Annotated in this window: 26 protein-coding genes; 12 read left to right on the top strand and 14 right to left on the bottom strand. The window is 66.2% G+C overall.

The genetic code is table 11. From position 1 onward, the window contains the following. Nucleotides 1–66: 66 nt before the first annotated feature. Complete coding sequence (locus tag AC1DNE_RS00240; protein WP_476840867.1) at nt 67–1,071, top strand: MsnO8 family LLM class oxidoreductase; 1,005 nt, start codon at nt 67–69, stop codon at nt 1,069–1,071. A 220-nt stretch (nt 1,072–1,291) separates the two neighbouring features. Further along, nucleotides 1,292–2,617 carry an NtaA/DmoA family FMN-dependent monooxygenase gene (locus AC1DNE_RS00235; protein WP_476764988.1) on the top strand — a complete coding sequence of 442 codons (1,326 nt, stop codon included), beginning with the start codon at nt 1,292–1,294 and terminating at the stop codon, nt 2,615–2,617. A 186-nt stretch (nt 2,618–2,803) separates the two neighbouring features. On the opposite strand, the gene AC1DNE_RS00230 is transcribed toward AC1DNE_RS00235, so the two are convergent. Continuing rightward, nucleotides 2,804–2,938: a hypothetical protein gene (locus AC1DNE_RS00230; RefSeq protein WP_476764987.1), complete on the bottom strand. Its 135-nt coding sequence runs from the start codon at nt 2,936–2,938 to the stop codon at nt 2,804–2,806. Nucleotides 2,939–3,205: 267 nt separating this feature from the next. Here AC1DNE_RS00230 and AC1DNE_RS00225 point away from each other — a divergent pair, with 267 nt between their 5' ends. From AC1DNE_RS00225 to AC1DNE_RS00210, 4 genes are read left to right on the top strand one after another with little or no spacing between them, the layout of a single operon-like run. Next, the gene (locus tag AC1DNE_RS00225) at nt 3,206–4,798 is read left to right on the top strand and encodes an ABC transporter substrate-binding protein (protein WP_441469977.1); all 1,593 of its coding nucleotides are present in this window, start codon (nt 3,206–3,208) and stop codon (nt 4,796–4,798) included. Continuing rightward, nucleotides 4,779–5,729: an ABC transporter permease gene (locus AC1DNE_RS00220; protein ID WP_441469978.1), complete on the top strand. Its 951-nt coding sequence runs from the start codon at nt 4,779–4,781 to the stop codon at nt 5,727–5,729. The genes AC1DNE_RS00225 and AC1DNE_RS00220 overlap by 20 nt, the downstream gene beginning before the upstream one ends. Continuing rightward, a complete protein-coding gene (locus tag AC1DNE_RS00215; protein ID WP_441469979.1) occupies nt 5,726–6,592 on the top strand; it encodes an ABC transporter permease in 867 nt (288 codons plus the stop codon). The genes AC1DNE_RS00220 and AC1DNE_RS00215 overlap by 4 nt, the downstream gene beginning before the upstream one ends. Continuing rightward, nucleotides 6,589–8,268 carry a dipeptide ABC transporter ATP-binding protein gene (locus AC1DNE_RS00210; protein WP_441469980.1) on the top strand — a complete coding sequence of 560 codons (1,680 nt, stop codon included), beginning with the start codon at nt 6,589–6,591 and terminating at the stop codon, nt 8,266–8,268. The genes AC1DNE_RS00215 and AC1DNE_RS00210 overlap by 4 nt, the downstream gene beginning before the upstream one ends. Before the next feature lie 71 nt (nt 8,269–8,339). On the opposite strand, the gene AC1DNE_RS00205 is transcribed toward AC1DNE_RS00210, so the two are convergent. Together AC1DNE_RS00205 and AC1DNE_RS00200 are read right to left on the bottom strand one after the other, a co-directional pair. Beyond that, entirely contained in the window at nt 8,340–9,128 is a 789-nt protein-coding gene (locus AC1DNE_RS00205) for an alpha/beta fold hydrolase (protein ID WP_441469981.1), read from the bottom strand. Between the two features lie 118 nt (nt 9,129–9,246). Continuing rightward, nucleotides 9,247–9,513 (bottom strand): hypothetical protein, encoded by a 267-nt coding sequence (locus AC1DNE_RS00200; protein ID WP_441469982.1) that lies wholly within the window; start codon nt 9,511–9,513, stop codon nt 9,247–9,249. A gap of 60 nt (nt 9,514–9,573) precedes the next feature. On the opposite strand from AC1DNE_RS00200, the gene AC1DNE_RS00195 reads away from it, so the two are divergent. Both AC1DNE_RS00195 and AC1DNE_RS00190 read left to right on the top strand, forming a co-directional pair. Then, nucleotides 9,574–10,443 (top strand): RuBisCO large subunit C-terminal-like domain-containing protein, encoded by an 870-nt coding sequence (locus AC1DNE_RS00195; protein ID WP_476764986.1) that lies wholly within the window; start codon nt 9,574–9,576, stop codon nt 10,441–10,443. Next, nucleotides 10,436–10,903, top strand: coding sequence for a cupin domain-containing protein (locus AC1DNE_RS00190; RefSeq protein WP_441469984.1), 468 nt, complete (start codon nt 10,436–10,438; stop codon nt 10,901–10,903). The genes AC1DNE_RS00195 and AC1DNE_RS00190 overlap by 8 nt, the downstream gene beginning before the upstream one ends. Before the next feature lie 33 nt (nt 10,904–10,936). Here AC1DNE_RS00190 and solA read toward each other — a convergent pair whose 3' ends face one another. The 3 genes from solA to groES form a co-directional block, all read right to left on the bottom strand. Further along, nucleotides 10,937–12,106, bottom strand: coding sequence for an N-methyl-L-tryptophan oxidase (gene solA, locus AC1DNE_RS00185; protein ID WP_476764985.1), 1,170 nt, complete (start codon nt 12,104–12,106; stop codon nt 10,937–10,939). Between the two features lie 145 nt (nt 12,107–12,251). Next, nucleotides 12,252–13,883 (bottom strand): chaperonin GroEL, encoded by a 1,632-nt coding sequence (gene groL, locus AC1DNE_RS00180; protein ID WP_441469986.1) that lies wholly within the window; start codon nt 13,881–13,883, stop codon nt 12,252–12,254. Between the two features lie 31 nt (nt 13,884–13,914). Further along, nucleotides 13,915–14,202: a co-chaperone GroES gene (groES, locus tag AC1DNE_RS00175; RefSeq protein ID WP_441469987.1), complete on the bottom strand. Its 288-nt coding sequence runs from the start codon at nt 14,200–14,202 to the stop codon at nt 13,915–13,917. A 597-nt stretch (nt 14,203–14,799) separates the two neighbouring features. Here groES and AC1DNE_RS00170 point away from each other — a divergent pair. The 3 genes from AC1DNE_RS00170 to AC1DNE_RS00160 all read left to right on the top strand — a co-directional run bounded on the left by AC1DNE_RS00170 (nt 14,800) and on the right by AC1DNE_RS00160 (nt 16,630). Continuing rightward, nucleotides 14,800–15,249 carry an RrF2 family transcriptional regulator gene (locus tag AC1DNE_RS00170; protein WP_441469988.1) on the top strand — a complete coding sequence of 150 codons (450 nt, stop codon included), beginning with the start codon at nt 14,800–14,802 and terminating at the stop codon, nt 15,247–15,249. 90 nt (nt 15,250–15,339) lie between these two features. After that, on the top strand, nt 15,340–15,882 hold the full coding sequence (locus tag AC1DNE_RS00165) for a flavin reductase family protein (RefSeq protein WP_441469989.1): 543 nt from the start codon (nt 15,340–15,342) through the stop codon (nt 15,880–15,882). A 157-nt stretch (nt 15,883–16,039) separates the two neighbouring features. Then, nucleotides 16,040–16,630: an RBBP9/YdeN family alpha/beta hydrolase gene (locus AC1DNE_RS00160; RefSeq protein ID WP_441469990.1), complete on the top strand. Its 591-nt coding sequence runs from the start codon at nt 16,040–16,042 to the stop codon at nt 16,628–16,630. A 106-nt stretch (nt 16,631–16,736) separates the two neighbouring features. On the opposite strand, the gene AC1DNE_RS00155 is transcribed toward AC1DNE_RS00160, so the two are convergent. The 4 genes from AC1DNE_RS00155 to AC1DNE_RS00140 all read right to left on the bottom strand — a co-directional run bounded on the left by AC1DNE_RS00155 (nt 16,737) and on the right by AC1DNE_RS00140 (nt 20,487). Then, the gene (locus AC1DNE_RS00155) at nt 16,737–17,744 is read right to left on the bottom strand and encodes an amino acid ABC transporter substrate-binding protein (protein ID WP_441470040.1); all 1,008 of its coding nucleotides are present in this window, start codon (nt 17,742–17,744) and stop codon (nt 16,737–16,739) included. Between the two features lie 432 nt (nt 17,745–18,176). Then, nucleotides 18,177–19,565, bottom strand: a complete 1,389-nt coding sequence (locus AC1DNE_RS00150; RefSeq protein ID WP_441469991.1) for an AtzE family amidohydrolase — start codon at nt 19,563–19,565, stop codon at nt 18,177–18,179. Further along, nucleotides 19,562–19,789: a DUF4089 domain-containing protein gene (locus AC1DNE_RS00145; RefSeq protein WP_441469992.1), complete on the bottom strand. Its 228-nt coding sequence runs from the start codon at nt 19,787–19,789 to the stop codon at nt 19,562–19,564. Before AC1DNE_RS00145 ends, AC1DNE_RS00150 begins: the two co-directional genes overlap by 4 nt. After that, nucleotides 19,786–20,487: a cysteine hydrolase family protein gene (locus AC1DNE_RS00140; protein ID WP_441469993.1), complete on the bottom strand. Its 702-nt coding sequence runs from the start codon at nt 20,485–20,487 to the stop codon at nt 19,786–19,788. The genes AC1DNE_RS00145 and AC1DNE_RS00140 overlap by 4 nt, the downstream gene beginning before the upstream one ends. A gap of 199 nt (nt 20,488–20,686) precedes the next feature. On the opposite strand from AC1DNE_RS00140, the gene atzF reads away from it, so the two are divergent. Then, complete coding sequence (gene atzF / locus AC1DNE_RS00135) at nt 20,687–22,483, top strand: allophanate hydrolase (RefSeq protein ID WP_441469994.1); 1,797 nt, start codon at nt 20,687–20,689, stop codon at nt 22,481–22,483. 191 nt (nt 22,484–22,674) lie between these two features. Here the strand turns inward: atzF and AC1DNE_RS00130 are convergent, their stop codons facing one another. Genes AC1DNE_RS00130 through AC1DNE_RS00115 form a run of 4 tightly spaced genes read right to left on the bottom strand, consistent with a single transcriptional unit; the run spans nt 22,675 to nt 26,363 of the window. After that, nucleotides 22,675–23,343 carry a GntR family transcriptional regulator gene (locus AC1DNE_RS00130; protein WP_441469995.1) on the bottom strand — a complete coding sequence of 223 codons (669 nt, stop codon included), beginning with the start codon at nt 23,341–23,343 and terminating at the stop codon, nt 22,675–22,677. Continuing rightward, entirely contained in the window at nt 23,321–23,701 is a 381-nt protein-coding gene (hpxZ, locus tag AC1DNE_RS00125) for an oxalurate catabolism protein HpxZ (protein ID WP_441469996.1), read from the bottom strand. The genes AC1DNE_RS00130 and hpxZ overlap by 23 nt, the downstream gene beginning before the upstream one ends. A 38-nt stretch (nt 23,702–23,739) precedes the next feature. Next, on the bottom strand, nt 23,740–25,461 hold the full coding sequence (locus AC1DNE_RS00120) for a dipeptide ABC transporter ATP-binding protein (RefSeq protein ID WP_441469997.1): 1,722 nt from the start codon (nt 25,459–25,461) through the stop codon (nt 23,740–23,742). Between the two features lie 2 nt (nt 25,462–25,463). Then, nucleotides 25,464–26,363: an ABC transporter permease gene (locus AC1DNE_RS00115; RefSeq protein ID WP_441469998.1), complete on the bottom strand. Its 900-nt coding sequence runs from the start codon at nt 26,361–26,363 to the stop codon at nt 25,464–25,466. Nucleotide 26,364: the final 1 nt, after the last annotated feature.

Here is a 26,364-nt window from a genome sequence, read left to right as displayed (position 1 = left end):
AGGCAATATATTATTTCTATAGACTATTAGAACATCATCGACTGTCAATGCCGCTGGCGAGGACGGATGCCCTACAAACTGAGCTTTCTCGACAAGAGCCCCCTGCAAGTGAACGAGGCTGCCGGCGACGCGCTTGCAAGGACGCTCTCGCTCGCAAAAGCCGCGGAGGAGCTGGGTTTTGCGCGCTTCTGGGTGGCCGAGCATCACAACGCGGCGAAGCTGGCGAGCTCGTCTCCAGAGGTGCTGATCAGCTTCCTGCTCGCCCGCACGAACCGCATCAGGATCGGCTCCGGCGGGGTGATGCTCCAGCACTACAGCGCCTACAAGGTGGCCGAGAACTTCAACCTGCTGGCCGCGCTGGCGCCCGGGCGCGTCGACATCGGCATCGGCAAGGCGCCGGGCGGCATGCCATTGTCGACCCATGCATTGCAGGGGGCCTACGACCCGGCCCGCAAGCCGGATTTCGACGCGCAGCTGGTCGAACTCGACCGCTTCCTTCGCGAACATCACGACGGCAGCGACGCCGGCAACCAGCTCGCCGCCTTTCCGGCGCCGGCGGAGCCCGCCGAACGCTTCCTGCTCGGTGCGAGCATCGAAAGCGCGCGGCTCGCGGCGAGCCTCGGCTGGAGCTTCGTCTATCCCGGCCATATCCACGGCGAGGAGGCCGCCATCGGCGAAGCCTTGTCGGCCTATCGCGATGCCGGCGGCACTTCCGCGCTCCTCGCCGTAGGCGTCGTCATCGCGGAGACGGAGGAGCTGGCCCGGAGCCTGGCGCCCGATGCGCGCCGTTTCCGCGTCGACATCGAGAACGGCCAGGGCGTCAACGTCACCAGCCGGGAACAGGCTCTCGAATATGTCCGGCAGACCGGCTCGCGGGAGTACCGCATCGAGGAGCGCGGCTCGCTCCTGCTGCGCGGCGTGCCGGCGCAGGTCCATGCCGAGCTGCAGCGGCTGCACCGGGCGTTCGGCATCGACGAGTTCATGGTCGACTGCCCCGTCACCGAAGGCGCCCGGCGCCTGACGACCATCCAGCTGCTCGCGGCCGCGGCCCGAACCTCCCTCGCCGCCTGAGACAGCCAGAAGGGGTTGGCATCATCGTACGAGAAGGACGTTTCTGGGCGGAGTGGAAGCAGCGGCTCTGTCGGCAGCCGTGCCGGCCCACAGCTAGACGCGCGCTCTGCTCGGCGCCGTGCCCACTCTGCCCTGAGCAGCGCAACCGGGCCATCGCCGCGGGAGCCATCGTCCGGCGCCACCGATAGCCGAACCAACGATCCGAGAGAAGGAAGCTTCCATGTCCTCCGCCCCGCGCCGCCGCCTCAAGACCCTGATGGGCGCCTCCAACGTCATCGCAGCCTCGAACGATGCCGATCCGGCAACCGGAGCCAAGCGAGCCGCCGCATTCGCGCGCCGGGCCGAGGCCGAGAAGATCACCGGGCTCTTCACGGCCGACCTGCTGCAGATCGACCCCGCCGGCCTCGCCGGCACCGCAGGCGCACAGGACCCGCTCATCGCACTCGCGGCGCTGAGCCAGGTGACGTCACACATCGGCCTCGTCGCGACGGTTTCGACCACCTTTCACCATCCCTACAATCTGGCCCGCCTGATCGGCACGCTCGACCATGCCAGCGGCGGCCGCGCCGCCTGGAATGCGGTGACCTCCTCGGTCGGCGAGGAGAATTTCGGCGAGGCGCTGCTCAGCCCGGAGGAGCGCTATGCCCGCGCCGCAGAATTCATCGAGGTCGTGAATGCGCTGTACGATGCGAATGAGAGGGACGCCGTGACGCGCAAGGCTTCAGGCGCGCTCGCGCTCGACCCGGCCAAATTCCATCGCGTCGACTATCGGGGCCGGCATTTCACCGTCCAGGGGCCGCTCAACGTGCCGCCGCTGCCGCAGGGGCGGCCGGTGCAGTTCCAGGCCGGTCAATCCGAAGCAGGCATCAGCGTCGGCGCGCGCTATGCCGAGGTAGTCTACACCTCGCAGCCGAAGCTGGAAGGCGCGATCGCCTTCGTGACCGAGCTGCGTCGTCGGGCCAAGAGTTTCGGGCGCGGCGACAACCTGCCCTTCGTCATGAACTCGTTCCATTCGGTGATCGGGGAGTCCGATACGGATGTCGCCCTGCGCCTGAAGGAAAAGCATGAGCGCATCGACTACGAGCTCGGGCGCCTCAAGCTCGCCGACATGCTCGGCGGCGATATCGACCTGTCCGGGCTGCCGCTGGACAAGCCCCTGCCGGACAGCCTGCTGCCGGAGGTCACCAGCACCAACCGGCGCCGCGGCCGCGTCGAGATCTTCAGCCGCTACGCGAAGCAGGGCCTGACGCTGCGCGAGCTCATCATCGAGGCGCAGGAGACCGGCCATTGGTCCGTCGCTGGAACGCCCGAGCAGCTGGCCGATGCGATCGAGGAGCGCTTCCGCGCGGGCGTGCTCGATGTTCTCACCCTTCACGGTCTCGGCAATCCCGATCAGGAAGACCTCCTGCTCAACGGCCTTCTGCCCGAGCTGCGCCGCCGCGCACTGATCGACACCGACTATGTCGGCGACGACTTCCGCTCCAATCTGGAACTGCCGCCCCTGGCATCGGCTTCCGCGGCCCCTTCCATAGCCCGCAGCGCCTGACGTCCTTTTGTGGAACGGGCCAGACCCGCCCGTTCCACGGAGCTGCAAGAGGAATGCCACGGAGATCGAACACTCCTTCCGAGAGGCCTGCCAAAGCGGATTTTTGCTCATGGTCGAATGTATTTGAAAAGACATTCGATTGACGTCGTGGCCACATCACACGATTATTACTGACATCGTCGCGGTTCAGGCCAAGACGGTCGCGGGATTTGTTGGAGCAGCTTGCACCGCGTCACCAATGCTAAAAGCACCACGCGCATAGCCGTGGGCTCCTTTGCTTGAGGAAAGCCCATGATTGTTCTCTTCAATTTCATCGTTCACGCTCTGCTGCGCCTGTCTGCGTTTCTGCACTGGACGCGCACCGGCGAAACGCGCCGCAGCAGGAAGTAGATCGCCGACCTCGTCGGCATAGCTCGATCGAGCATCGATTTCTAACGCGTAAAGGGCTCAACGTCGCGGCCATCGCTGGCCTGCGCCGATGATCGCTTTTCATTTGAAGGCTTTACGATGATCCAGGCCGAAATCCGCACTGCACGTCGCATGTGGCGACCATCGCTTCATGCAGTTGTCCAGGGGCGCGGACATCAGGTGCTTGCGGCGGCCGCCGCCCTTGCCCTGCTCGCGGCGGGCGGCCCGGTGCTCGCCGCCGACAACCAGCCCGCTGGCAAGCCTGCCGCTGGCGGCACGTTGACCGTCGGCCTGGCGAGCGACACCGCGATCATCGACCCCTCGATCACGGGCAACTCCATCACGGCGCTGATCACCCGCAATCTCGTCGACTCCCTCGTCGGCCAGGCCGAAGACAATCGCTTCACGCCGTGGCTGGCGGAGCGCTGGGAGGTGAACGCAGACAATACCGTCTATACCTTCCATCTGCGGCGCGGCGTGACCTTCAGCGACGGCACCTCTGTCGATGCCGAAGCGGTGAAGTTCAATTTCGACCGCATCCTCGACCCCAAGACGACGTCGAGCTATGCGAAATCGCTGCTGGGACCGGTGGACAGCATCACCGCCCGGGATCCCGCGACCCTCGTCATTGCCTACAAGCAGTCATTCGCCCCGCTCCTGCAGGGGCTCAGCCTGCCCTATCTCGGCATCCAGTCCCCGACCTACCTGCGCAATGCCAAGAGCACGACCAATACCGTCGTCGGCTCCGGCCCCTTCCTGCTCGAGAGCTTTACCAAAGGCAGCGGCAGCCGGCTGACGAAGCGCGGCGACTACAATTGGGGGCCCGGCTACGCGGCGCATCAGGGGCCGGCCCATCTCGATGCCCTGGTGTTCCGGTATCTGCCCGAGTCCTCCGTTCGCCTCGGCGCGCTCAGCAGCGGGCAGGCACAGGCGATCGACGAGGTTCCGCCAGCCAATTTCCGCACCGTCCAGGCGGATAGTCGCCTCCAGGTCGTGACGCGGGAGAACCCCGGCGTGAACCGCGCCCTGTTCCTCAACACCAGCCGCGGGCCTTTCGCCGATGTCAGGGTCCGCCAGGCCTTCCAGAGCGCCGTGGATGCGCCGTCCGCGGTCAAGGCCGCCTTCTTCGGCAGCCTGAAGGCGGCCGACAATATCCTTGGTCCTTCAACACTCTACTACGATCCGAAGATCGCTGCGGGCTGGGGCTTCGATCCGCAGAAGGCAGCCAAGCTGCTCGACGAAGCCGGCTGGAGCACCAGGGATGCCGAAGGCATTCGCGCGAAAGGCGGGGAGCGGCTCACCGTCCGCTTCGTCTATGACGCCGCCGCCTGGGGCGCCTCGGACCTGACGCTGGCCCAGGCCATCCAGTTCTCGGTCAAGAAGGCGGGCTTCGACCTGCAGCTCGACCCGGTCGATGCCGGCGGCTACACGGCCCGCACGGGCGCAAACGACTACGATCTCACCTCTCTATATTATGTGCGGGCCGAGCCGGACATCCTGCGGACCGTCTTCCATTCCGGCTATATCCCGCCGAACGGCGCCAACTATGCCCGCGCGAAGAGCCTCGACGACATCCTGACGAAGGCAATCGGCGCTGCCGGCGACGAGCGCCAGCGCCTCTACGGCCAGGCGCAGGCCGAGATCATCGGACAGGCCTATGCCGTGCCACTCTATGTCGCCGCCTATCAGCTCGGCGCCTCCAGAAAGCTGCAAGGCATCAGCTGGGCGACCAACGCGAAACCGAATTTCTACGATGCCTGGCTGGCTCCGTAAGGCCCTGCCCATCGGGCTGAGGCGCCTTGGAGTGATCGTCGCCGTGCTCTGGGGCGCGGCCACGATCACCTTCATCGCGGTCAAGGCGATCCCCGGCGACCCCGTCGCGGTTCTCACCGGGGGCGAGAACATCGTCGATGCCGCCGAGCGGGAGGCGCTGATCCGGCAATTCGGGCTCGATCAGCCCCTGGCGGTGCAATATGCGCGCTATATCGGCCAGGCCCTGCTCGGCGATTTCGGCCAGAGCTATCAGTATCGGCAGCCGGTCATCGATGTCATCCGCGAAGCCGCCGGGCCGACTCTCCAGCTCGCGGGGACGGCGATGGTGCTGGCTCTCGGCCTCGCCTTCGTCAACGCGCTGGCCACGGCCGGGCGGCGCAGGGGACTGCGAACCGCTCTCGCCGGTCTGGAGCTCGCCGTGCTGAGCACGCCGGTCTATTGGGTCGGCCTTCTGCTGCTGACGGTGTTCAGCTTCTATCTCGGCTGGTTTCCGATCATCGGCGGAGACGGCATCCACGCGCTGGTTCTGCCCGCCATCGCCCTCAGCCTGCCGCTCGCGGCGCTGCTGACCCAGGTCCTGCGCGACGGGCTGGAAGAAGCACTGCTGCAGCCCTTCGCCCTGACCGTCCGGACACGCGGCGTCAGCGAAACGCAGCTGCGCCTGCGCCATGCGCTGCGCCATGCCGCGCTCGCGGTCTCGACGCTGACCGGCACGCTCTTCGCCGGCGTTCTGGCCGGCTCGATCCTGACCGAGACCGTGTTCGGACGGTCCGGCATCGGCCAGATCACCTTGCAGGCGATCAAGACGCGCGACATGCCCCTCCTGCTCGGACTGGTCATGCTGTCGGCGCTCGTCTCGGTGCTGATCAACCTCATCGTCGACGCGCTCTACCTGCTGATCGATCCACGGCTGCGGAGGGCGGCACGATGAGCGAGGTTCTCGACATCGTCGCGCGCACCCGAAGCGGCAACCGTGCCGGGAACCCGTGGCGTGCGCCGGGGCTGCTCATTCCGCTCGCCTTCGCCCTGCTCCTGCTGGCAGCGGCCGGCGCACCGCACTGGTTCACGCCGCTGGCGCCCGATGCGGTCGATACCGACGCGATCCTGCTGCCGCCCGGCCTCGCCCACTGGTTCGGAACCGACCAGCTCGGCCGGGACGTCTTCACCCGCGTCGTCCACGGGACCTCGATGTCCCTGGGGATCGGCATCGGCGCGACGCTGATCGGCTGCGCCGGAGGCGTTCTGCTCGGCACGGCGGCCGGGCTCGCGCCGCCTGGCTTGCAACGCGTGCTGGTGCGGCTGATCGATATCCTGCTCGCCTTCCCCGAGATCCTGCTCGCGCTGCTGATCATCGCCGTGCTCGGCCGCGGTCCGACGAACACCTTGCTGGCCGTGGGGCTTTCCAGCATCGCAGGCTATGCGCGGCTGGTGCGCTCGCAGGTGCTCCGGGTCTGGCAGTCCGGCTATGTCGAGCATGCCGTGGCGCTCGGCGAACCGACCCCGACGATCATCGCCCGCCATGTTATTCCGAATGCCATCAGGCCGCTCGTCGTCCTCGCGACCATCGGCGTCGGCAACGCCGTGCTGTCGGCCTCGGCCCTGAGCTTCATCGGCCTTGGCGTGGTGCCCCCCGCCGCCGAATGGGGTGCGCTTCTGGCCGATGGCCGCAACTTCCTCGATACCGCGCCCTGGATCAGCTTCCTGCCGGCAACCGTCGTCGCAGCCTCCGTCATCGCGATCACGATCCTCGGGCGTCGCCTGCAGCTCCTGCTATCACAGGGAGACCTGCCATGAACGTCCAGCTCATGGGCCGGCAAGACCTGGCCGCAGCAGCGCCGACCTATCGACCGCCCATCATCGAGGTCCACGGCCTGCGCATCACCTTCCTGGGGAGGCACGGGCCGAGGGAGGTCGTGCGCGGCATCTCCTTTGCCGTCGGCTCGGGCGAAATCCTTGCGATCGTCGGCGAATCCGGCTCGGGAAAGTCGGTGACCGCGCGCGCACTCGTCGGCCTGGCGGGACCGGGGGCGCAGCTGCGCGCCGACACGCTGCGCCTCTCGGGCCATGACGGCGAAACCGTCGCGCTGGCCGATCTCTCGGAGCGGCAGTGGGCGAAGATCCGAGGCCGGGAGATCGGTTTCGTCCTGCAGGACGCTCTCGTCTCCCTCGATCCCCTTCGCACGGTCGGCCGGGAGGTCGGCGAGCCGATTCTGACCCACGCGCTGGTCCCGCGAAGCGAGATCGGCAAGGAGGTCGAAACCCTGCTCGCCCGCGTCGGCATTCCCGATCCGGCGACGCGCGCCGCGCAATATCCTCACGAACTCTCCGGCGGGCTGCGGCAGCGAGCGCTCATCGCCTCGGCGCTGGCCGCCCGCCCTCGCCTGCTCATCGCCGACGAACCGACCACCGCACTGGATGTCACCGTCCAGCAGCAGATTCTCGGCGTATTCGGAGGGCTCGCCAAGGCCGGACACGGCATCCTGCTCATCACGCATGATCTGGCGGTCGCCGCGCAGCTCGCCGACAGGATCGCCGTGATGCAGAACGGTGAGCTGGTCGAAACCGGCCCGGCGCGGGAGGTGCTGCGAAACCCGCGTCATGCGTACACGCAACGCCTGCTGTCGGCCGTGCCGAGCGCAGCGACGCGAGGCCGCTGGCTGTCCACGCAGGGCCTGCGGCCGGTGAAGGCGCAGCCCGACCGACGGGAACCGACCCTTGCGATGCATGACATTACAGTCCGCTTCGCCCGCCCGGATCGCGGCGTGACCCACGCGGCGAACGGCGTCTCGCTTGAAGTCCACCGGGGCGAAACCCTCGGCATCGTCGGGGAGTCGGGCTCCGGCAAGACGACGATCGGCAAGGTCGCGCTCGCGCTGCGCAGCCCCGACGAGGGCGACGTCCTCTTCCGCGGTCTCCCCTGGAGCCAGCTATCCGAACGCCTGCGGCGGCCTTTGCGCCGGCATATCCAGACGATCGTCCAGGATCCGCTGAGCTCCTTCGACCCGCGCTACACAGTCCAGCGGATCATCGAGCAGCCGCTGCGCCTCCACACCAACCTCGGCCCGGGCGAACGGGCCGCGCGCGTGCAGGAGCTGGTTAGGCTGGTCAATCTTCCCCCGGATATCCTCAGCCGGCGGCCGACGACATTGTCGGGAGGCCAGCGGCAACGCGTCTCGATCGCGCAGGCCCTGGCCAGCGAGCCCGATCTGCTGATTTGCGACGAACCCGTTTCCGCGCTCGACGTCACGACGCAGGCGCAGGTCCTCGATCTGCTGATCGCGCTTCAGCACCGTCTCGGGCTGGCCATGCTCTTCATCTCCCATGACCTCGGCGTGATCCGACACATGAGCGACCGCATCGCGGTGATGAAGGACGGCGTGATCGTCGAGACCGGCCCGGCCGAGGATGTGTTCAGCGCCCCGCAGCACGCCTATACGCGCCGCCTCCTCGAAGCGGTTCCGCGGCTGTAGCTTCCGGTTTCTCGGAAATTCCCGAGCTTGCCGATGCCCCCCAGCTACTCGCGGCGGAAGAATCCTCGACTTCAATGGATCGGCAGAGGGAACACGCTTAGCGCCAGAAAGTCCCGGATCGCGGCGAGGACGTCGCCTTCCTTTTCTTTATGCGGTGAAGCGCCTGCACCAGGGATGACGCCGACGCACCCTCTCCCGAATGCGATCCGCCTCGCATGCTCAAGCGAGCAAACCTCGTCCAGCTCGCCATGCACGGCAAGGACTGGGCAGCGGAGTTTTGACAGCGCCTCATCGATCAAGACATCAAACGTTGGCGAGCTAGCCCACGCATCCAGGCTCCCGTACGCGGTCCCGCCTGGATCAAGGCCAGCGGGAGCAGCCGCTTCGTCCCGCTCTGGACCGGGTCTCCCGGCCTGAAGAATGCCGCGGCGGATGCCGTCATTCAGGTGAGCCCAACCCCCGATCGTGATCAGACCGAGACACGCGTTCCCGCGCCGAGCCGCCGTATCGACGGCAATCGCTCCACCCAGATTGTGACCACAGGCAATGAAGCTTCTGAAACCGAGATGATCGCCGATCAGCAGGGTGGCGGCCTGCACCTCCCGCTCCCAGAAATCGGCCGACGGGACCTCAAGGAAGGGACCAGAACGCCCGGGTCCCAGCCTGTCGAAGGCCACGACCATATGCCCCGTCGAGCGCGACAAGCGCCACGGGAAGTCTCCCCACGACTGTGCGCTGTCCATCTGGCCGTCGAACAGAACAATGGGAGCAGCGCGATTTCCGACCTCATCCCACGTCCTGACGAATATCTGCCCATGCGATGTTGAGATTTCCCAATCCCGTTCCGATCCGTCCGGCATGACGATTGTCTAAATCAGCCTCCGCACCCCAACCGAGAAAGCCAATATTAATCAATCCCAAAAGATATTTGGTTCATACTGTCGTATTATTTTAGAATATTAATCCTTTTGATTTTCGTCATTTAAAATAATGTTTGTTTGACCGCAACATACCGTCGCCACAAACTCCTCTCTCGCGACTGCGGCAGAAGACGAGCGGACGATGAGCTGGATCGAAGTCACCTATCATCTGCGCGGCAAGGCTGAGGATGTTGCAGCCCGTGCGCGCGCGGTCGCCATCGAGCAAAGCATCGAAATGCCGCCCGAGGCTGTCGGCCAGAGCGGGATCCTCGCGGATATCCTCGGCCGTGTCGAAGCTGTCGAGGCCTTGAGTCCCGATCTGCACGCCATCCGCATCCAGCTCTCGGCGGCCACCATCGGCGCGGATGCCGGGCAGCTTTTAAACATGCTGTTCGGCAACTCGTCTCTGCACGATGACCTGACATTGGTGGATGCTGACCTGCCCGCCTTACTGAAGCGGCAGCTCGGCAACGGCCCCCATGCCGGCCTCCCGGGACTGCGCGCGCGCGTGAACGCCGGAGCGCGGGCACTCACCGCGTCGGCGCTCAAGCCGCAGGGATTGCCTCCGGAGGAATTGGCGGAACTTGCCCACGCCTTCGCACTGGGTGGCATCGACTACGTCAAGGACGACCACGGCCTGGCCCAGCAAGACTTCAGCCCGTTTCACCTGCGCGTTGCAGCTTGCGCCGGCGCGGTGCGCCGAGCTACCGCCTCGACAGGCCATCCGACGCGCTATGTGCCAAGCCTGTCCGGCAGCCTCGATGCAGTCCGCGATCAACTGCGCATCCTGCGCGAGGAAGGGCTCGACACCGCGATGGTCGCACCGGCAATCCTCGGCCTTTCCAATGTCCAGCAGCTCATCCGCGACCACGACGACATCGCCTTTTTGGCGCATCCCAGCCTGGCGGGTGCTGCGCGCATCGCGCCAGCCTTCCTGGCGAAGCTCTGGCGGCTCGTCGGGTTGGATGCCGTGATCTTTCCGAATTTCGGCGGTCGCTTCGGGTGCTCGCCCGAAACGTGCCGGCAGATCAGCGCAGCGGCCCTCGCGCCTTCTGGGGATCTCATAGCGGCACTGCCAGTGCCGGCCGGAGGATTGAGCCTTGCCCGCGTGCCGGAAATCCTCGACTTCTACGGGGATGAGGTGATGCTGCTGATCGGCGGGAACCTTCTGGCCGAACGCGGGCGTCTCAGCCAGGCGACGGCCGCATTCGTCGATCAGGTACGCAGCCATGCCAAAGCAGAAGCCCATGCCTGAGCAGATCTCGCCCCAGTCCGCCACGCTGCGTCGCTGGCAGGACGATTTCGGTTGGCAAGGGGTCGACCGTCTCGCCTACAAGCAGGATGCGACGGCGCCGTTCCTCAACGTCTCCCGGCAGACACTGTTCTCGCACGCGGACCTCGCCGGCGAACTGCGCTATTTCGAGGTCGCCGCCGGCGGCCACACCACGCTGGAACGCCACGGCCATGTCCATGGCGTGATGGTTCTGCGCGGACACGGCCGTTGCCTCGTCGGCACGCAGGTGGACGATATCGGTGAGTTGGACCTGGTCACGATACCCGCCTGGACCTGGCACCAATTCCGTGCGGCGACCGACGCGCCGCTCGGCTTTCTGTGCCTGGTCGATTCCGTACGCGACCGGCCCGTCCTGCCCACGCCGGAGGACGTCGCTGCACTGCGGGCCCATCCGCAGGTGGCCGCCTTCCTCGAAAGCTGAGGCTGCCCCAGCCAGCGGTGTCTGGCGTAAAAGTCAGAAGCCGTTGTTGCGGGCCTCGAACCGTCCGAGCCGGAAAGCCGACAGGTCGATGCGGCTCGCGCCATCCAGAATGCGCTGGCTCACGGCCTCGCCGATCCCAGCCGAGTGCTTGAAGCCGTGCCCGGAACAGGGAGAGACGACGAGGACGCGCTCGCTTTCGGGCCATTCGTCGATGACGAAACCACCATCGGGCGAGACCGTATAAAGGCAGGTCTTGCGACGCGAGTTATCGGCGCGCAGGCCATTCAGCCGCCCTTCGATCGCCTTGGCGTAGAAATCTCGCGATTCAGCCTCGTCGCTCGAACGATCGAAACGGTCGGGGTCGACGAAGACATTCTTCTCCCCATGCGCGACCTTCACCGTCCCGTCGATGGCCGGAAAACCGTAGAAGCCCTGCCGCGCACCTGTGGCCCAGATAAAAACCGGTGCGTCCGTCCATTGGGGCGATGCCGCGGAGTCCAGACCGTACCAGTGCAGGATTTCCCGCGTAGGGCGCAGCAGGGCGTTGAAGCCCGGGCCTAACAGCTTGCTCGCCCAGGCTCCCGCGCTCACCACGACACGGCCGGCAAGGATCGTTTGGTTGTCAGTCCGAAGCTCGATGTGATCGCCTTGCGCAACAATCGCCCGGACAGGGGTGTCGAGCATCAGCTTCGCGCCGGCGGCGGAAGCGAGACGCAGTTGCGCGGAGACACAGTGCTCGGGCCGCAAGAAGCCGCCTTCCGGTTCGAAATAGACGCGATCGCCGTCGCCCGCATTGAGCCAGGGATAACGGCGCCGCGCTTCGGCGGCGTCGATGACTTCGTGGTGAATCCCCTCCCCTTGCGCAACCGCGGTGACGCGGTCGACATAGTCCGCAGAACCCTGGCCCGGCCCGCTGCCGGAAACCGCCAGAAATCCGACCTGGCCGAACAGGCCCTCGCCGGTACGGGCTTCCAGCTCCTGCCAGATTTCATGGGATCGCCGCACCAGCGGCACCAGTTCCTTCCCTTCCGCGACGGCAAGGCGCGTGATCCGCGTTTCGCCGTGGCTCGAACCCAATTGATGAGGCGGGCTGAACTGATCGATCCCGAGAACATCCGCTCCTCGGGTTGCCAGCTGGAACAGGGCAGCGGAGCCCATGGCGCCCAGGCCCAGGACAGCGATATCGACCGATTTGCGAACCATGCAGCACTCGCGAAAACTGGCCGCTCGCGTGACTTCGCGGCGGGCTTCATCACTGAAAAGCGACCGGCACGAAGCCAGCGAAGGTGACGCGCGACGGAGGCCGCGCGTCACCCGATCAAGGCCTGACTGAAGTCCGAGGCTGACTTCAGAAGTCGAGCCCGCCTCCCGGCGGCAGCCCCGGCGCGGGCACCTTGTCCTTGGGCGCCTCGGTGATCAGGGCCTCGGTGGTGACGAGCAGACCTGCGACGGAAGCTGCGTCCTGCAGGGCCGTGCGGACCACCTTGACCGGGTCGACGATGCCGGCCTCGATCAGATCGACATATTCTTCGGTCTGGGCGTTGTAGCCATAGGTCGGCGACTTCGCTTCCAGCAGCTTGCCGACGACGACGGCGCCCTCGACGCCGGCGTTCTCGACGATCTGGCGGATCGGCGCCTCCAGAGCCTTCAGGACGATCTGGATGCCCGCGGTGACATCGTCGTTATCGCTCTTCAGCTTGGCGACGGCGGCCTTCGCGCGCAGGAGAGCCACACCGCCGCCCGGAACGATTCCCTCGGCGACGGCCGCGCGGGTGGCGTTGAGCGCGTCGTCGACGCGATCCTTCTTCTCCTTCACGTCGATCTCGGTCGCACCGCCGACGCGGATCACAGCAACGCCGCCAGCAAGCTTGGCCAGCCGCTCCTGCAGCTTCTCGCGATCGTAATCGGAGGTCGTCTCCTCGATCTGCGCCTTGATCTGCGCGACACGCGCCTCGATCGCCTTCTTCTTGCCGGCGCCGTCGACGACGGTGGTGTTTTCCTTGTCGATTCGGACCTTCTTGGCGCGGCCGAGCTGGGCGATCGTCACGTTTTCCAGCTTGATGCCGAGATCTTCCGAAATCGTCTCGCCAGCCGTCAGGATGGCGATATCCTCCAGCAGCGCCTTGCGGCGATCGCCGAAGCCGGGCGCCTTCACGGCCGCGACCTTGAGGCCTCCGCGCAGCTTGTTGACGACGAGCGTGGCCAGCGCCTCGCCCTCGATATCCTCGGCGATGATCAGCAGCGGCTTGCCGGTCTGCACCACCGCCTCGAGGATCGGCAGCAGAGACTGCAACGAGGACAGCTTCTTCTCATGGATGAGGATGTAGGGGTCGTCGAACTCGACGAGCAGCTTCTCGGCATTGGTCACGAAATAGGGCGAGAGATAGCCCCGGTCGAACTGCAACCCCTCGACGACATCGAGCTCCGTCTCGAGGCTCTTCGCCTCCTCGACCGTGATCACGCCCTCCTTGCCGACACGCTGCACAGCTTCGGAAATGATTGCGCCAATCGAGGCGTCGCCATTGGCCGAGATCGTGCCGACCTGCGCGATATCATCGGCTTTGCCGACCTTGGTGGCGCGCTTCTCCAGATCCTTGACCGCTTCGATCACGGCAAGGTCGATGCCGCGCTTCAGATCCTGCGGGTTGAAGCCGGCGGCCACGGCCTTCGAACCCTCGCGGACGATCGATTGGGCAAGCACGGTCGCGGTGGTGGTGCCGTCGCCGGCCAGATCGTTCGTCTTCGAAGCGACTTCGCGCAGCAGCTGCGCGCCGAGATTCTCGAACCTGTCGGCGAGCTCGATCTCCTTGGCGACGCTCACACCATCCTTGGTAATGCGGGGCGCGCCGAAAGACTTCTCGATCACGACGTTGCGGCCCTTCGGACCCAGCGTGACCTTGACAGCATTGGCGAGGATATCGACACCGCGCAGGAGGCGCTCGCGCGCATCGGCGGAAAACTTCACATCTTTGGCAGCCATGCTGCTCTCCTTGGAACTGAATTGCGCAGCGTCAGCCGATGACGCCCAGGATGTCGGATTCCTTGGCGATCAGGAGGTCCCGGCCGTCGATCTTGACTTCGGTGCCAGACCACTTGCCGAACAGGACACGATCGCCCTTCTTGACGTCGAGCGGCACGAGCTTGCCGCTCTCATCGCGGGCGCCGGGACCGACGGCGACGACCTCGCCCTCCCGAGGCTTTTCCTTCGCGGTATCGGGAATGATGATACCGCCCTTCGTCTTCTCCTCGCCGTCTAGGCGGTGGATCACGACACGGTCGTGAAGCGGCCGAAATGCCATTGCGATCTCCATGGGCAAGCGTGAAGCCTCTTGGCACTCGCCTTTCGAGAGTGCCAACAGCTCATTGTTGCGGCCGATCTCTGATCGAGGTCAATATTAGACCATTAATTCAGTAGATTTTTATCTTGCCGCAATCCAACTCGAAAGGCTTGAAACGTCGCAGTATCCGCAGAGGGAAATTCTTGCGCGACACCGGCAGCAAACCACGCCGGTGAAGCGTGGCGACACAAGCCCGGGGTACTCCTTCGCTGTGCCGGTCAGGCCCGTGGAGTTTCCGAAACGTTGAAGGGCTCATGGATGTCGTTGCAACGTTTCGGTCTCGGCTGACGGAATTCCGGCGATGCTCCGGCAACCGGTCGACATGTCGTGCGGGCACGACCCTACTTTCAGCCCAGAACGCACGCCATGCACGCCGAAACGGAGTTGTTCACCCACTGGCGCAAGCGAAGGCTGACCGTCGCACATGATCGCGGCGGGCCCAGCCCATGAGAAAGCGACAGAATAAATCTTCTTCGTTTTCCGCTCGAAGAACGCGATCTTGCGCGTAGCCGCAATGTTGATAGATAGAATATACTTCTCTCTGGGCGGGGCATGCCTATGCTGACCAACAAGGGCAAATACGGCCTCAAGGCCATGGTGCATCTTGCCAAGCTGGAAGCCGGTGAGACGACTCAGGTCGCCGATATCGCGCAGAAGAACAACATCCCGAAGAAGTTCCTCGACGCGATCCTGCTCGACCTGCGCAATGCCGGCATGCTGCGCAGCAAGAAGGGTCCGGGCGGCGGCTATGCTCTGGCCAAGCCGGCACGAGCAATCATGGTCGGCGCCGTGGTTCGCGCTCTAGAAGGGCCAATCGCGCCGCTTTCCTGCGCCAGCCGCTCCTCCTTCAGAGCCTGCAGCGATTGCGGCGACATCGACGTCTGCCCGGTGCGCTCCGTGATGAGCCAGGTTCGGGACGCGATGGCGAGCGTCGTCGACAACACGACCATCGCAGACCTCGTCCGCCGTTCTCGCGGCGAGCAGCCGGGCGACGCGAGCGCAGCCTGATATTGTCTACTCAGTCGATAGACAAATTTAGAAACCTGCCCTAGTACGGTTTTGCGGCCGACCCGCCGCAGCGTTCGTATGGGTGATCGCATGAACCGCCAGGTGGCTCCACTCGCGGCCAATGACATCGAGGCCGATGCCTTCAAGACGGTGATGCGTAACGTGGCCGGTGCGGTGAGTATCGTGACCGCCTCCCATCACGGCACGCGCGCGGGCCTGACAGCAACCTCCCTCACCGCGCTGTCCGCGGAGCCGCCGACCGTCATCGTCTGCGTGAACAAGAGCGCTTCGGCCTGGCCGACCATCGAGGCCTCCCGCCATTTCGCCATAAACGTCCTCGCGGCGCGCCACCGGTCCGTTGCGGATCGCTTCGCGGGACGCGGCGGCTTCAAGGGAGAAGCTCGCTTCGAGGACGGCCGGTGGGGCCGCCTCGTCACCGGCGCGCCCACGCTCGACGGCGCGCTCGCCGTCCTCGATTGCGAGACGGAAGAGGCGCTCGAGCGCCATTCGCACACCATCCTGATCGGCCGGATCAAGGCGATCAGGCACGCCCAGGACGAGGGTGCGCTGCTTTACTGGCGTGGCGTCTACGGCCAGTTGGACGACGAACTCCAGGCTGGCGCCGGGATTTAGAGCCCACTGCCTAAGACGACGGCAGAATGGGCCAAGCTTCTCCAACGAGAAAAGACACAGGTCGTTCGTCCTCTAAAACAGTCCAAATTTGCGAACACGTTTCATTGACCGAACGAGCCGGACGGCGGGATGATCGGGGAGGAATAGGAGACTCCCCATGACCGTCCTCATCGTCCCCGGTCTCTACGGCTCTGAGCCGGCGCATTGGCAGAGCCGCTGGGAAAGCGAAATCGACGGCGCCGAGCGCGTGCAGCAGGGCGACTGGGACGCGCCGGAGCTGGAAACCTGGCTCGCGACCCTACGCCACCACGTCGAACGCCGGCCGGGCGCCGTGCTGGTCGGTCACAGCCTCGGCTCGACACTGATCGCCCATCTGGCTGCCCGCCATCCAGAGCTCGACATCGGTGGCGCGCTCCTCGCCGCTCCGGCCGATCCCGAACAGCGCGCGTCGCGGGTCTGCGGCATCGCATCCTTCGGCCCGGTTCCGGACAGGCCCTTCGCCTTCCCGGCGATCGTCGTTGCGAGCCGGACAGATCCCTACATGAACATCGAGCGCGCGCGCGTCATCGCCAACATGTGGGATGCGGCCTTCATCGATGCGGGCGATGCGGGGCATATCAACGTCGCCAGCGGTCACGGCGGCTGGCCAGCCGGCCTCAGGCTTCTCGACCAGTTGCTGGCGCGGCGAGATCGCTCCGCAGCACCGGCCCTCTGGACCCGGCACGCAGCGAGCCTGTCCATCAGCTAGAGCGGGAGATCCGGCGGCCATGCCGCACCGGACGTTATCTGCTTTACCGACAGAAATAGGGGCGTCGATGGCGCTGCACGGCTTGCTGCGGCGCAGCGCCGGATTGTCATCGGATCGGCGGCGCGTATTGCAGGCCGCCCTTGTTCCACAGCGCGTTCTGCCCGCGGGCGATCTTGAGCAGCGAGCCCTGGCCCACATTCCGTTCGAAAGATTCGCCGTAATTGCCGACATGCTTGATGATCCGGTAGGCCCAGTCATCGGTCAGGCCCATCGGCGCGCCGAACTTGCCCTCGGTCCCGACGAAGCGCCTGATCTCCGGATTCTCGGACTTCAGCATCTCGTCGACATTCGCCTTGGTGATGCCGAGCTCTTCGGCGTTGACCATCGCGAATAGCGTCCATTTCACGATGTCGAGCCAAACATCGTCGCCGTGGCGTACGACCGGGCCGAGCGGCTCCTTCGAGATGATGTCCGGCAGAACGACGTGCTCGTCTGGATTGGCGAGGCCCAGGCGCTCGGCATAGAGGCCTGAAGCATCGGTCGTGAAGGCGTCGCAGCGGCCGGATTCGTAGGCCTTCACCGTCTCCTGGTTGCTAGCGAAGGCGACAACCTCGTATTTGATCTTATTGGCGCGGAAATAGTCGGCCAGGTTGAGTTCGGTCGTGGTACCCTGCTGGGTACAGATCGAGGCGCCGCTGAGCTGCAGCGCCGAGTTTACGCCGAGCTTCTTGCGGACCATGAAGCCCTGGCCGTCATAGTAGTTCACCCCGGCAAAGTTCAGGCCGAGCGCGGTGTCGCGCGAGATTGTCCAGGTCGTCGTGCGCGAGAGCAGATCGACCTCGCCCGACTGCAGCGCGGTGAAGCGGTCCTTCGCGGAGAGCGGGATGAACTTGACCTTGGTCGGGTCGTTGAAGATCGCCGAAGCGACGGCACGGCAGACATCGACATCGAGGCCGGACCAAGTGCCCTGAGCGTCCGGTATCCCGAAGCCCGCGAGACCTGTGCCGGAGCCGCAATGGAGGATGCCGCGGCTCTTGGCCTGAGCGAGCGTAGGCGACTGAGCGAAAGCTCCGCTCGCGCAGAGAACGGTGCCCGCGGCAAGCGCCGCGCCGATGAGTTTTTTCACGTCGTTGTCCCCTTGTTTGCGGAGCGGGTTCGAGCCCGCTCTCCGTCAGCTAGCAAGTCCCGGACCAAGGCCCATTCGGTGAAAACCGGCCTTTCCTCGATCCTCCGAGCGAAGCAAGAGGGGTGTCGCGCCGCCCGTCTTGCCATCAGCTTCAGAGGACAAGTGACGGTGATTGGAGACCGCCGCCCTGCGCGCAGAGCGCATTCTTCCACGAGCGCAATCGCGAGCGGCGATTGCGCGCTGGCAAGGCAGCGCCTCGGTCAAGCGCCTGCTCTTGCCGTTGACCGCTCTTGCGGAAAGGATTGAACCAAACCCGAAAAGCGCTCCGTGATTGACACAAGCCGTGCGGCGATCAGCGCCCGGTAATCGGGTGATCGCGCCGAAAGAGGCTTCTGATGGCGAAGATACCCATCAGCAGCATCAATGCTCAGGGCTTGCGGCCCGGCATACCCCCATGGCCTGGAGCGCATAGGCGGCTTTCAAGCAGATATCCTCTCGCCAAGGTGGCGCGATGAGCTGGACGCCGATCGGAAGCCCGCCGCCCTGGACCGGCACGAGCACGACAGGCAGTCCGATACAGGAGATCGGTTGCGTGAACAGCCCGAGGCTCGGGCGCAGCGGAAGTGTTTCGCCCCTCACCTCCAGGGTCTTCTGGCCGATCAGCGGCGCGGGGCACGGCGTGGCCGGCGCGACGATGAGATCGATGTCAGCGAAGCGCCGCATCATCTCGTCATGAAACCAGCGGCGCGCGCGCTGCGCCTGAACATACCACGCCGCCGGCAGCAGAGCGCCCGCCAGGAAACGGTCGCGCGTCTCGGGATCGAAATCCTCGGCGCGTTCTCGCAAGCGCGGCAGATGGAAACCGGAGCTTTCCGCGTTGGTGATCAGGAAGGCGGCGGCGCGCGCGATCGCGGCGCCCTCGATATCGAGTCCCGGCTTTGCGCCGAGCGCCTTCGCCACCGTGGCGACAGCTGCTTCGGCGTCCGGCATGCCGTCGGTCGCGAAGTATCCGCCCGCAACGGCGACGCGCAGTCCAGCGACCCCATCATGCAGATGCGGCATCGCGGGCTCGACCGGCCGCTGCGCGCAGGCAGGATCGCCTGCGTCGGGACCCTGCATCAGATCGTAGGCGAGAGCGAGGTCGGTTGCGTCCCGCGCCAACGGCCCGAGATGGTCGAGCGAGTCGCAGAAGGGAAAGGAGCGCGTGCGCGGCAGGCGCCCATAGGTCGGCTTGAGCCCGAACACGCCGCAGAGCGATCCGGGAACGCGGATCGAGCCGTTGGTATCGGAGCCGAGCGCGATCGGCACGAAACCGGCGGCTGTCGCCGCGCCCGAGCCGGAAGACGAACCGCCAGCCATCCGGGCGAGGTCATGGGGGTTCCGGCAGGGGCCGTCATGGGCATTCTCGCCGGTGAAATCATAGGCGTATTCGCCCATGTTGAGGCCGCCGAGCAGGATCGCGCCGGCAGCGCCGAGGCGCTCGACCAACACGGCGTCACGCTGCGCCGGAGAGCGCTCGCGGTTGATCTTCGAGCCGGCGCGCGTCGGCAGGCCGGCAATGTCGAACAGGTTTTTGGCCGCGAAGGGCACGCCCGCCAGCGGCCCGAGCGGCTCTCCGCGCAAGCGGGCGAGATCGGCTGCGCGCGCCTGCTCCAGGGCGCGTGTCGCCGTGACGTCGGTGAAAGCGTTCACGTGCGGATCGAGCTTCGCGATGCGTGCGAGCGCCGCAGTCACCACCTCCTCGGCGGCGACCTCCCCGCCCCGAATCCTGCGGGCGATCTCATGGGCCGGAGCGAAGGCGTCGCTCATCGGCCGTCTCCCGGCAGCCCGGGGCGGAATTTGGGCGCCAGCTCCAGGCTGTCATCCGCCAGCGGGGCTGTATCGACGATCCGCGCCATGGTGTGGGCGATGGCGAGGAATTGCAGCACAGCCGGCTTCTGCGCCTCGCTGATCGTCAGGCCGAGCGTCGGTGCCATGACTTCGAGGTGCCGGGCGGGATCGAAGCCTCCCGGTGGAGTATCTCCCGTCTTCATGCTGGTTTTTCCTCCTTGCAATCAGCTGCGCTCACGAAGGCCGCACTGATCTCGGCACGGGTCGCGACGCTGCCGAAGATGCCGCCCTGGGCCGCGATCATCCGCAGCCCAACCTCATGGAACTCCGGGAAATAGGAGGCGCAGGCATCGCCGGCCGCGAGGCAGCGATAGCCGCGGTCGTTCGCCTCGCGGATGGTGGTGTGGACGCAGACCTCGGTGGTGACCCCGGCGACGATCAGGGAGGCGACGCCGCGATTGCGCAGCATCAGCTCAAGGTCGGTCTGGTAGAAGGCGCCTTTGCCGGGTTTGTCGATGACAGGTTCGCCGGGAAACGGCGCGAGTTCGGAAATGATGTCGTGGCCGGGCTCGCCGCGCACCAGAATGCGGCCCATGGGGCCGCAGGCGCCAATCCGCTTGTCCGGCGGCGACCGCTCCAGCTTGGCCGAGGGCGCATCCGAGAGATCGGCGCGATGGCCCTCGCGCGTGTGGATGACGAAGAGGCCGGCTTCTCGCGCGATGTCGAGCAGGGCCCGGCAGGGCGCGATCGCGGTGCGCAGCCGCGAGACGTCGTTGCCGAGCATTTCGCCGAAGCCGCCGGGTTCGAGGAAATCCCGCTGCATGTCGATCATGAGCAGCGCGGTTCGCGCCGTTTCGAGCACGAAGGGCGAAGGCTGAGCCGGAATGACGAGACGGCCCATGGCAGCTCCCCGTGGCGACAGATGCGGGAGACTCTGCAAGGCGCATGCCCGCCGGGATCGGGGCTGCGAGCATAGATGATCGCCGGCTTTCGGCCCCTGCAGGTCGTCAGGGGAACTCATCGTCGGTCGCGCGCACAACTCTTGCATACACGCAGGTGGAAACTGCCTGCCGTTTGGGCACCGTGAGGGAGGGCGCCGCGTGCAAACCTTGACCGAGCTTTTGGCCGCACATCTGGCGGGAGCCCAACGCCTTCGCGAGACCGTAGCGGGCTGCTATGCCCGCTGGCGGACGCATGGCGATCCGGCCATGTTCATCGCACTGCGTCCGGAAGCGGAGGTCATAGCCGAAGCGGAGCGCCTGCAGGCGGAGGGACCGCGCGGCCGCAAGCTCTGGGGCATCCCGATCGCGGTGAAGGACAACATCGACGTCGCCGGCCTGCCGACGACAGCCGCCTGCCCGGCCTTCGCATATCCGCCGACGCAGGATGCGAGCGCCGTCGCGCGGCTGAGGGCACAGGGTGCGATCGTCATCGGCAAGACCAATCTCGACCAGTTCGCGACCGGTCTCAACGGCACGCGATCGCCCTATGGGACACCACGCAACGCGCTGCGCGCCGATCTCGTCCCCGGCGGGTCGAGTTCCGGTTCGGCGAGCGCGGTCGCGGCAGGGATCGTACCGGTTGCGCTCGGCACGGACACGGCGGGCTCCGGGCGCGTTCCCGCCGGATTGCAGAACATCGTCGGGCTGAAGCCGAGCGTCGGGCTGGTGCCGAGCGCCGGCGTCGTACCGGCCTGCCGCACGCTCGATTGCGTCTCGGTCTTCGCGCTGACGGTGGAGGATGCCTGGGCGGTGCTCGGTGTCATGGCGGGGCCCGATGCGGCCGACCCGTTCTCGCGGTCGCTACCGATTGGCCGCCCCGGTGCCGCTCCGCCCGCCATCCGCATCGGCGTGCCACGCCCGGCGGATCGCGACTTCGCCGGAGATGGCCTTTCCGAGGCGAGCTACTGCGCGGCGCTCGAACGGGCGGCGGCGCTTGGGGCGGAGATCGTCCAGATCGACTTCGCTCCCTTCTATGAGGCCGCCCGGCTGCTCTACGATGGCCCCTGGGTGGCCGAACGCTGGCTGGCGATCCGCGATCTCCATAAGAGCGATCCCGAAGCGATCCTGCCGGTGATCCGACAGGTGATAGCCGGCAAGCCGCTGCCGGATGCCGCGGCGGCTTTCGCGGCGCGCTACAGGCTGGCGGAGCTCACGCTTGCGGCGAAGGCTGTGATGAAGCCGGTCGACGCCCTGATGGTGCCGACCGCTCCGCGCCCGGTGACGCTGACCGAGATGGCGGCGGACCCGGTCGGCGCGAACTCCATGCTCGGCCGCTACACCAATTTCGTGAACCTGCTTGATCTTTGCGCGCTGGCATTGCCGGTCAGCCTCGCTTCGGACGGCACGGCCGCAGGCGTCACGCTGATCGGGCCCGCAGGGAAGGATGCGGCTCTTGCCGGTTTCGGGCGCGCCTTTCATGCCGCCGGCGGGCTGCCGCTCGGCGCCACAGGCCTGCGCATGCCGATTGCGCCGGGCTGGCCAGCTTCAACAAGAGCTGGCGAGATCGAGATCGCGGTCGTCGGCGCCCATCTTTCGGGCATGCCGCTGAATGGCGAGCTGACGGCGCTGGGCGGCAGCTTCGTCCGCGCGACGGCGACCAGCACCGATTATCGCCTCTACGCCTTGCCGGGCGGCCCGCCGAAGCGGCCGGGTCTGGTACGCGTCGCTGATGGCGGCGGGGCAATCGCCCTCGAGGTCTGGTCGCTGCCGCCGGAGGGGTTCGGCCGTTTCGTCGCCGGAATTCCCGCACCACTCGGGATCGGCACGCTGGCGCTGGCCGATGGCACGCAGGTCAAGGGCTTCCTGTGCGAGGCGGTGGCGACGCAAGACGCACGGGACGTCACCGATTTCGGCGGCTGGCGCGCCTTCGTTGCGGCGCAGTCGAGCGTGCCTTGAAAGCGCTAGCTGCTCTTTCGCCGCGAGCGGCTGCCGCCGTTTCCTTCTTCCCTTGCGGGAGAAGGCAACCCGAAGGGCCGGATGAGGGGTCGCGCAGGTCCTGACAATCTCGCGTTCGGCTCACGACCATTGTCGCGAGCCCCGCTCCTGGCCCTCTCCCGCATAGGGAGAGGGAACAGGTTGCGGTGTCGTCAGCGCGTCTCGGCATAGCTGCGGAAGGCGTCGCGCACGAAGCCGATATGGGCGCGCATCGCCTCGGCGGCAGCCTGCCTGTCGCCGCGCAGGATCGCCTGGACGATCAGGTCGTGTTCCTGCCACGAGTCGGCCAGACGGCCGGTCGTGCGGAACTGTGCTCGCCGGAACGGCGCGACGCGCTTGCGGGTCATCAGGGTCATTTCGGCCAGGTACCCGTTATGGGTGCCTGCGTAGATCGCACCGTGAAAGGTCTCGTTGCACTCGTGGTAACGCAACGGATCGCCCTGATGCACCAGCCCGCGCAGCTCCTGGTGGATCGCCTCCAGCGCATGGCGCTCGGCCGCCGTCATGTTGCGGGCGGAAAGCCCGGCGCAAAGCGCTTCCAGCTCGGCCATCGCCTCGAACATGTCATGAAGCTGATCCTGGGTCGGCAGCGCAACGAACGCACCCCGATGGGGGCGGACCTGCACCAGCCCGGAGGCGGAAAGCTGGCGGATCGCCTCGCGAACCGGCGTGCGCGAGACGCCGAAACGTTCTGCCAGGTCCTGCTCGTCGAGCGCCTGACCCGGCGCGAGCAACCCGGAGACGATCTCGTCGGCAAGTTGAAGGCGCAGGCTCTCGGTGCGGGTGAGCAAGCCGCCACTATTCGGGAATGACGCTGACATGGGCAGCCACGACGCACCAGCCTTCCGGAAACCGGACCCAGCTCTGACTCTGGCGCCCGACCTTGCCCGGTAAGCTCTCGCGGCGGAACAGCGTGTTGGCGGTGGCGAAATCATCGCCATAAGTGGTGATCCAGGTGCGTTCCAGCGTCCGCATCAGCCCGGCCGGCGAGCGCCCAGCCCTAAACGCAGCGATCTCGGAGTAGCCGTAGAGGTTCTCGCCGACGCCATAACGCAGGGTCTCGGGAGCGTTCCTGAACAGCCGGTCGAGCGCCTCGACATCGTTCGTGGTCAGCGCCTTCTCGTATTCGGCGAAAGCAGCCTCGACTTCGGCGAGAACGGCGGGGTCGTTGATCTTCATGGCCCTGATGCTTCGACGTGACGTGTTGGTGGCGATGTCTATGCCGGCGGATGCGGAATCGCGGTGAGCAGTTCCTTCGTATACTCCGCCTTGGGAGCACCGAGTACTTCCTCAGCCGTGCCCTGCTCGACGATCTGCCCGGTACGCATCACGATGACCCGGTCGCAGAGCAGGCGCACGACGTTGAGATCGTGCGAGACGAAGATGTAGCTCATGCCGAGCCGCTGCTTCAGCTCGTCCAGCAGGTTGAGCACCACCGCCTGCACGGAGACATCGAGCGCCGCGGTCGGCTCGTCGAGGATGACGAGATCGGGGTCGAGCGCGATCGCCCGTGCGATGCCGACGCGCGCCTTCTGCCCACCCGAGAGCTGATGCGGAAAACGGTCGATCAGCTCGACCGGCAGGCCCACGAGCTGCGCCAACTCCTCGCAGCGCGCCCGCAAGGCGGCGCGGCCGCGGATCTTGCCCATGCGCAGGATCGGATCGACGATCGCGCGCTCGGCGGTGAAGCGCGGGTTCAGGCTGTCCGTCGGGTCCTGAAACACCATCTGGATGCGCCGCCGGAAGGGCGAGGCGGCAAACTGCCTCGCCGGAATACTGCCGATATCGTGCCCATCGAAGACAATGCGCCCCGAGGTCGGATCCAGCAGACGGTTGACCATCATCGAGGTCGTCGACTTCCCGCAGCCGGATTCACCAACAAGGCCGAGCGTCTCACCCCGCCTGACTTCGAAGCCGATGCCATCGACGGCGCGGAAGGCCGGCTTGTCCGGTTCGGCCCTGCCCATCAACTTCGCGAGGAAGGCGCCCTTGGTCGGGCGCGGATATTCCTTGATCAGGTTCTCGACGACGAGAAGAGGCGCTTTACCGGACGAGGTTGGCCGGGATTTCGTGGCAGCCGGCGCGGCCGCCGGCCTGGAGGGTGCGCGCTTGGCTTGATCGTCCGGCAGGAGATCGCGCAGACTCATTCCGACACGCGGCGTCGCCTGCATCAGCTTGCGCGTATAGGGATGCTGCGGGTTGCGGAAGATGTCGGCGGCGCTCGCCGTCTCCACGACGCGGCCCTTCTCCATCACCACCACCTTGTCGCAATAGGCTGCGGCCAGGCCGAGATCGTGGGTGATCAGGATCGTCGACATGCCGCGCTCGCGCGTCAGTTCCACGATCAGGTCCATCACCGCCTTCTGCGTGGTGACGTCGAGGCCGGTCGTCGGCTCATCGGCGATCAGGAGCTGCGGCTGGCAAGCCAGCGCCAAGGCGATGACCACGCGCTGGCACATGCCACCGGAGAGCTCGAACGGATAGGCGTCGTAACGTTCTTCCGGGCGCGCGATCCTGACCTTCTCCAGCGCCTCGATCGCCTTCTCCCGCGCGGTCGCGCGCGTCGCCTGGACATGCTGGAGGAGCACGTCCTCGATCTGCTTGCCGACCTTGCGGATCGGGTTGAGCGCGGCGCGCGGATTCTGGAAGATCATCGAGATCTCGCGGCCGCGCAGGTCGCGCATCTGCGCCTCGGTCGCGGAGACGAGGTCTATCCCCGAGAACGCAATCGAGCCCTCCGCCACCCGGCCGGCGCGGTCGAGGATGCGGACCACGGCGTAGGAGGTCACGGATTTGCCGGAGCCGGATTCGCCGACGATGGCGACCGTCTCGCCCTTGCCGACGCTGATGTCGATCGCCTTCACCGCCTGGACCGTGCCGCGGCGGGTGGCGAACTCGATGGTGAGGTTGCGGATGTCGAGAAGGGCCGGCGAGCTCATCGTCAGCTCCTCCGCTGCGGATCGACGAGATCGCGCACGCCATCACCGAGCAGGTTGAAGCAGAACACCGCCGTCATCAGCGCCAGCCCGGGGAAGAAGGCGACCCACCACTCGCCGGAGACGATGAAGCTCGCGCCTTCCGCGACCATGATGCCCCATTCCGGCGTCGGCGGCCGGACACCGAGGCCGATGAAGGAAAGCCCCGCCGCGTTCAGGATGGCGTAGCCCATGGTGAGCGACATCTGCACGGCCATGATCGGCATGATGTTGGGCACGATCTGCGTCAGCAGCAGGCGCCATTCCGAATTGCCGGACAGTCTGGCCGCCTGCACGAAGCCGGCCTCGCGGCGGATATTCGCCTCGGCGCGGGCGACGCGGGCATAAAGCGGGAAATTGATGATGGCGGTGGCGATGACGATGTTGGTCACGCTGTTGCCGAGCGCCGCGACGATGCCCATAGCCAGGACAAAGAGCGGGAAGGCCATGATCGTGTCGGCGACGCGCCCGACCAGCGTGTCGACCCAGCCGCCGAAGAAACCGGCCATGACGCCGGCGAGCCCACCGAGCAGAAAGACGAGCGCGACCGAGGCGACTGCGATCGAGAAATCGAGCCGTGTCGCCGCCACCACACGGCTGAAGATGTCGCGGCCGAGCTGGTCGGTGCCGAACCAGTGCGCCGCGCTCGGCCCTTGCAGCGACGCATTGGTATTTGAGGCCAGCGGGTCGTAGGGCACGAGCCAGGGTCCGAAAATCGCCGCCAGCAGGATCAGCGCGAACAGCCCGAAGGCGAAGCCGGTGACGGGGTTTTCCGCGACGATATGCCGGGCATGGGCCAGCAGCGACGTCGAGGGCGGAGCCTCGAAACGCAGCTCGGCGGGCTCGATCTTGCTCACCTCGTTCATG

The organism is Allobosea sp. 05L423 (genome assembly GCF_056397745.1).
This window is presented reverse-complemented; position numbering and strand designations above follow the sequence as displayed.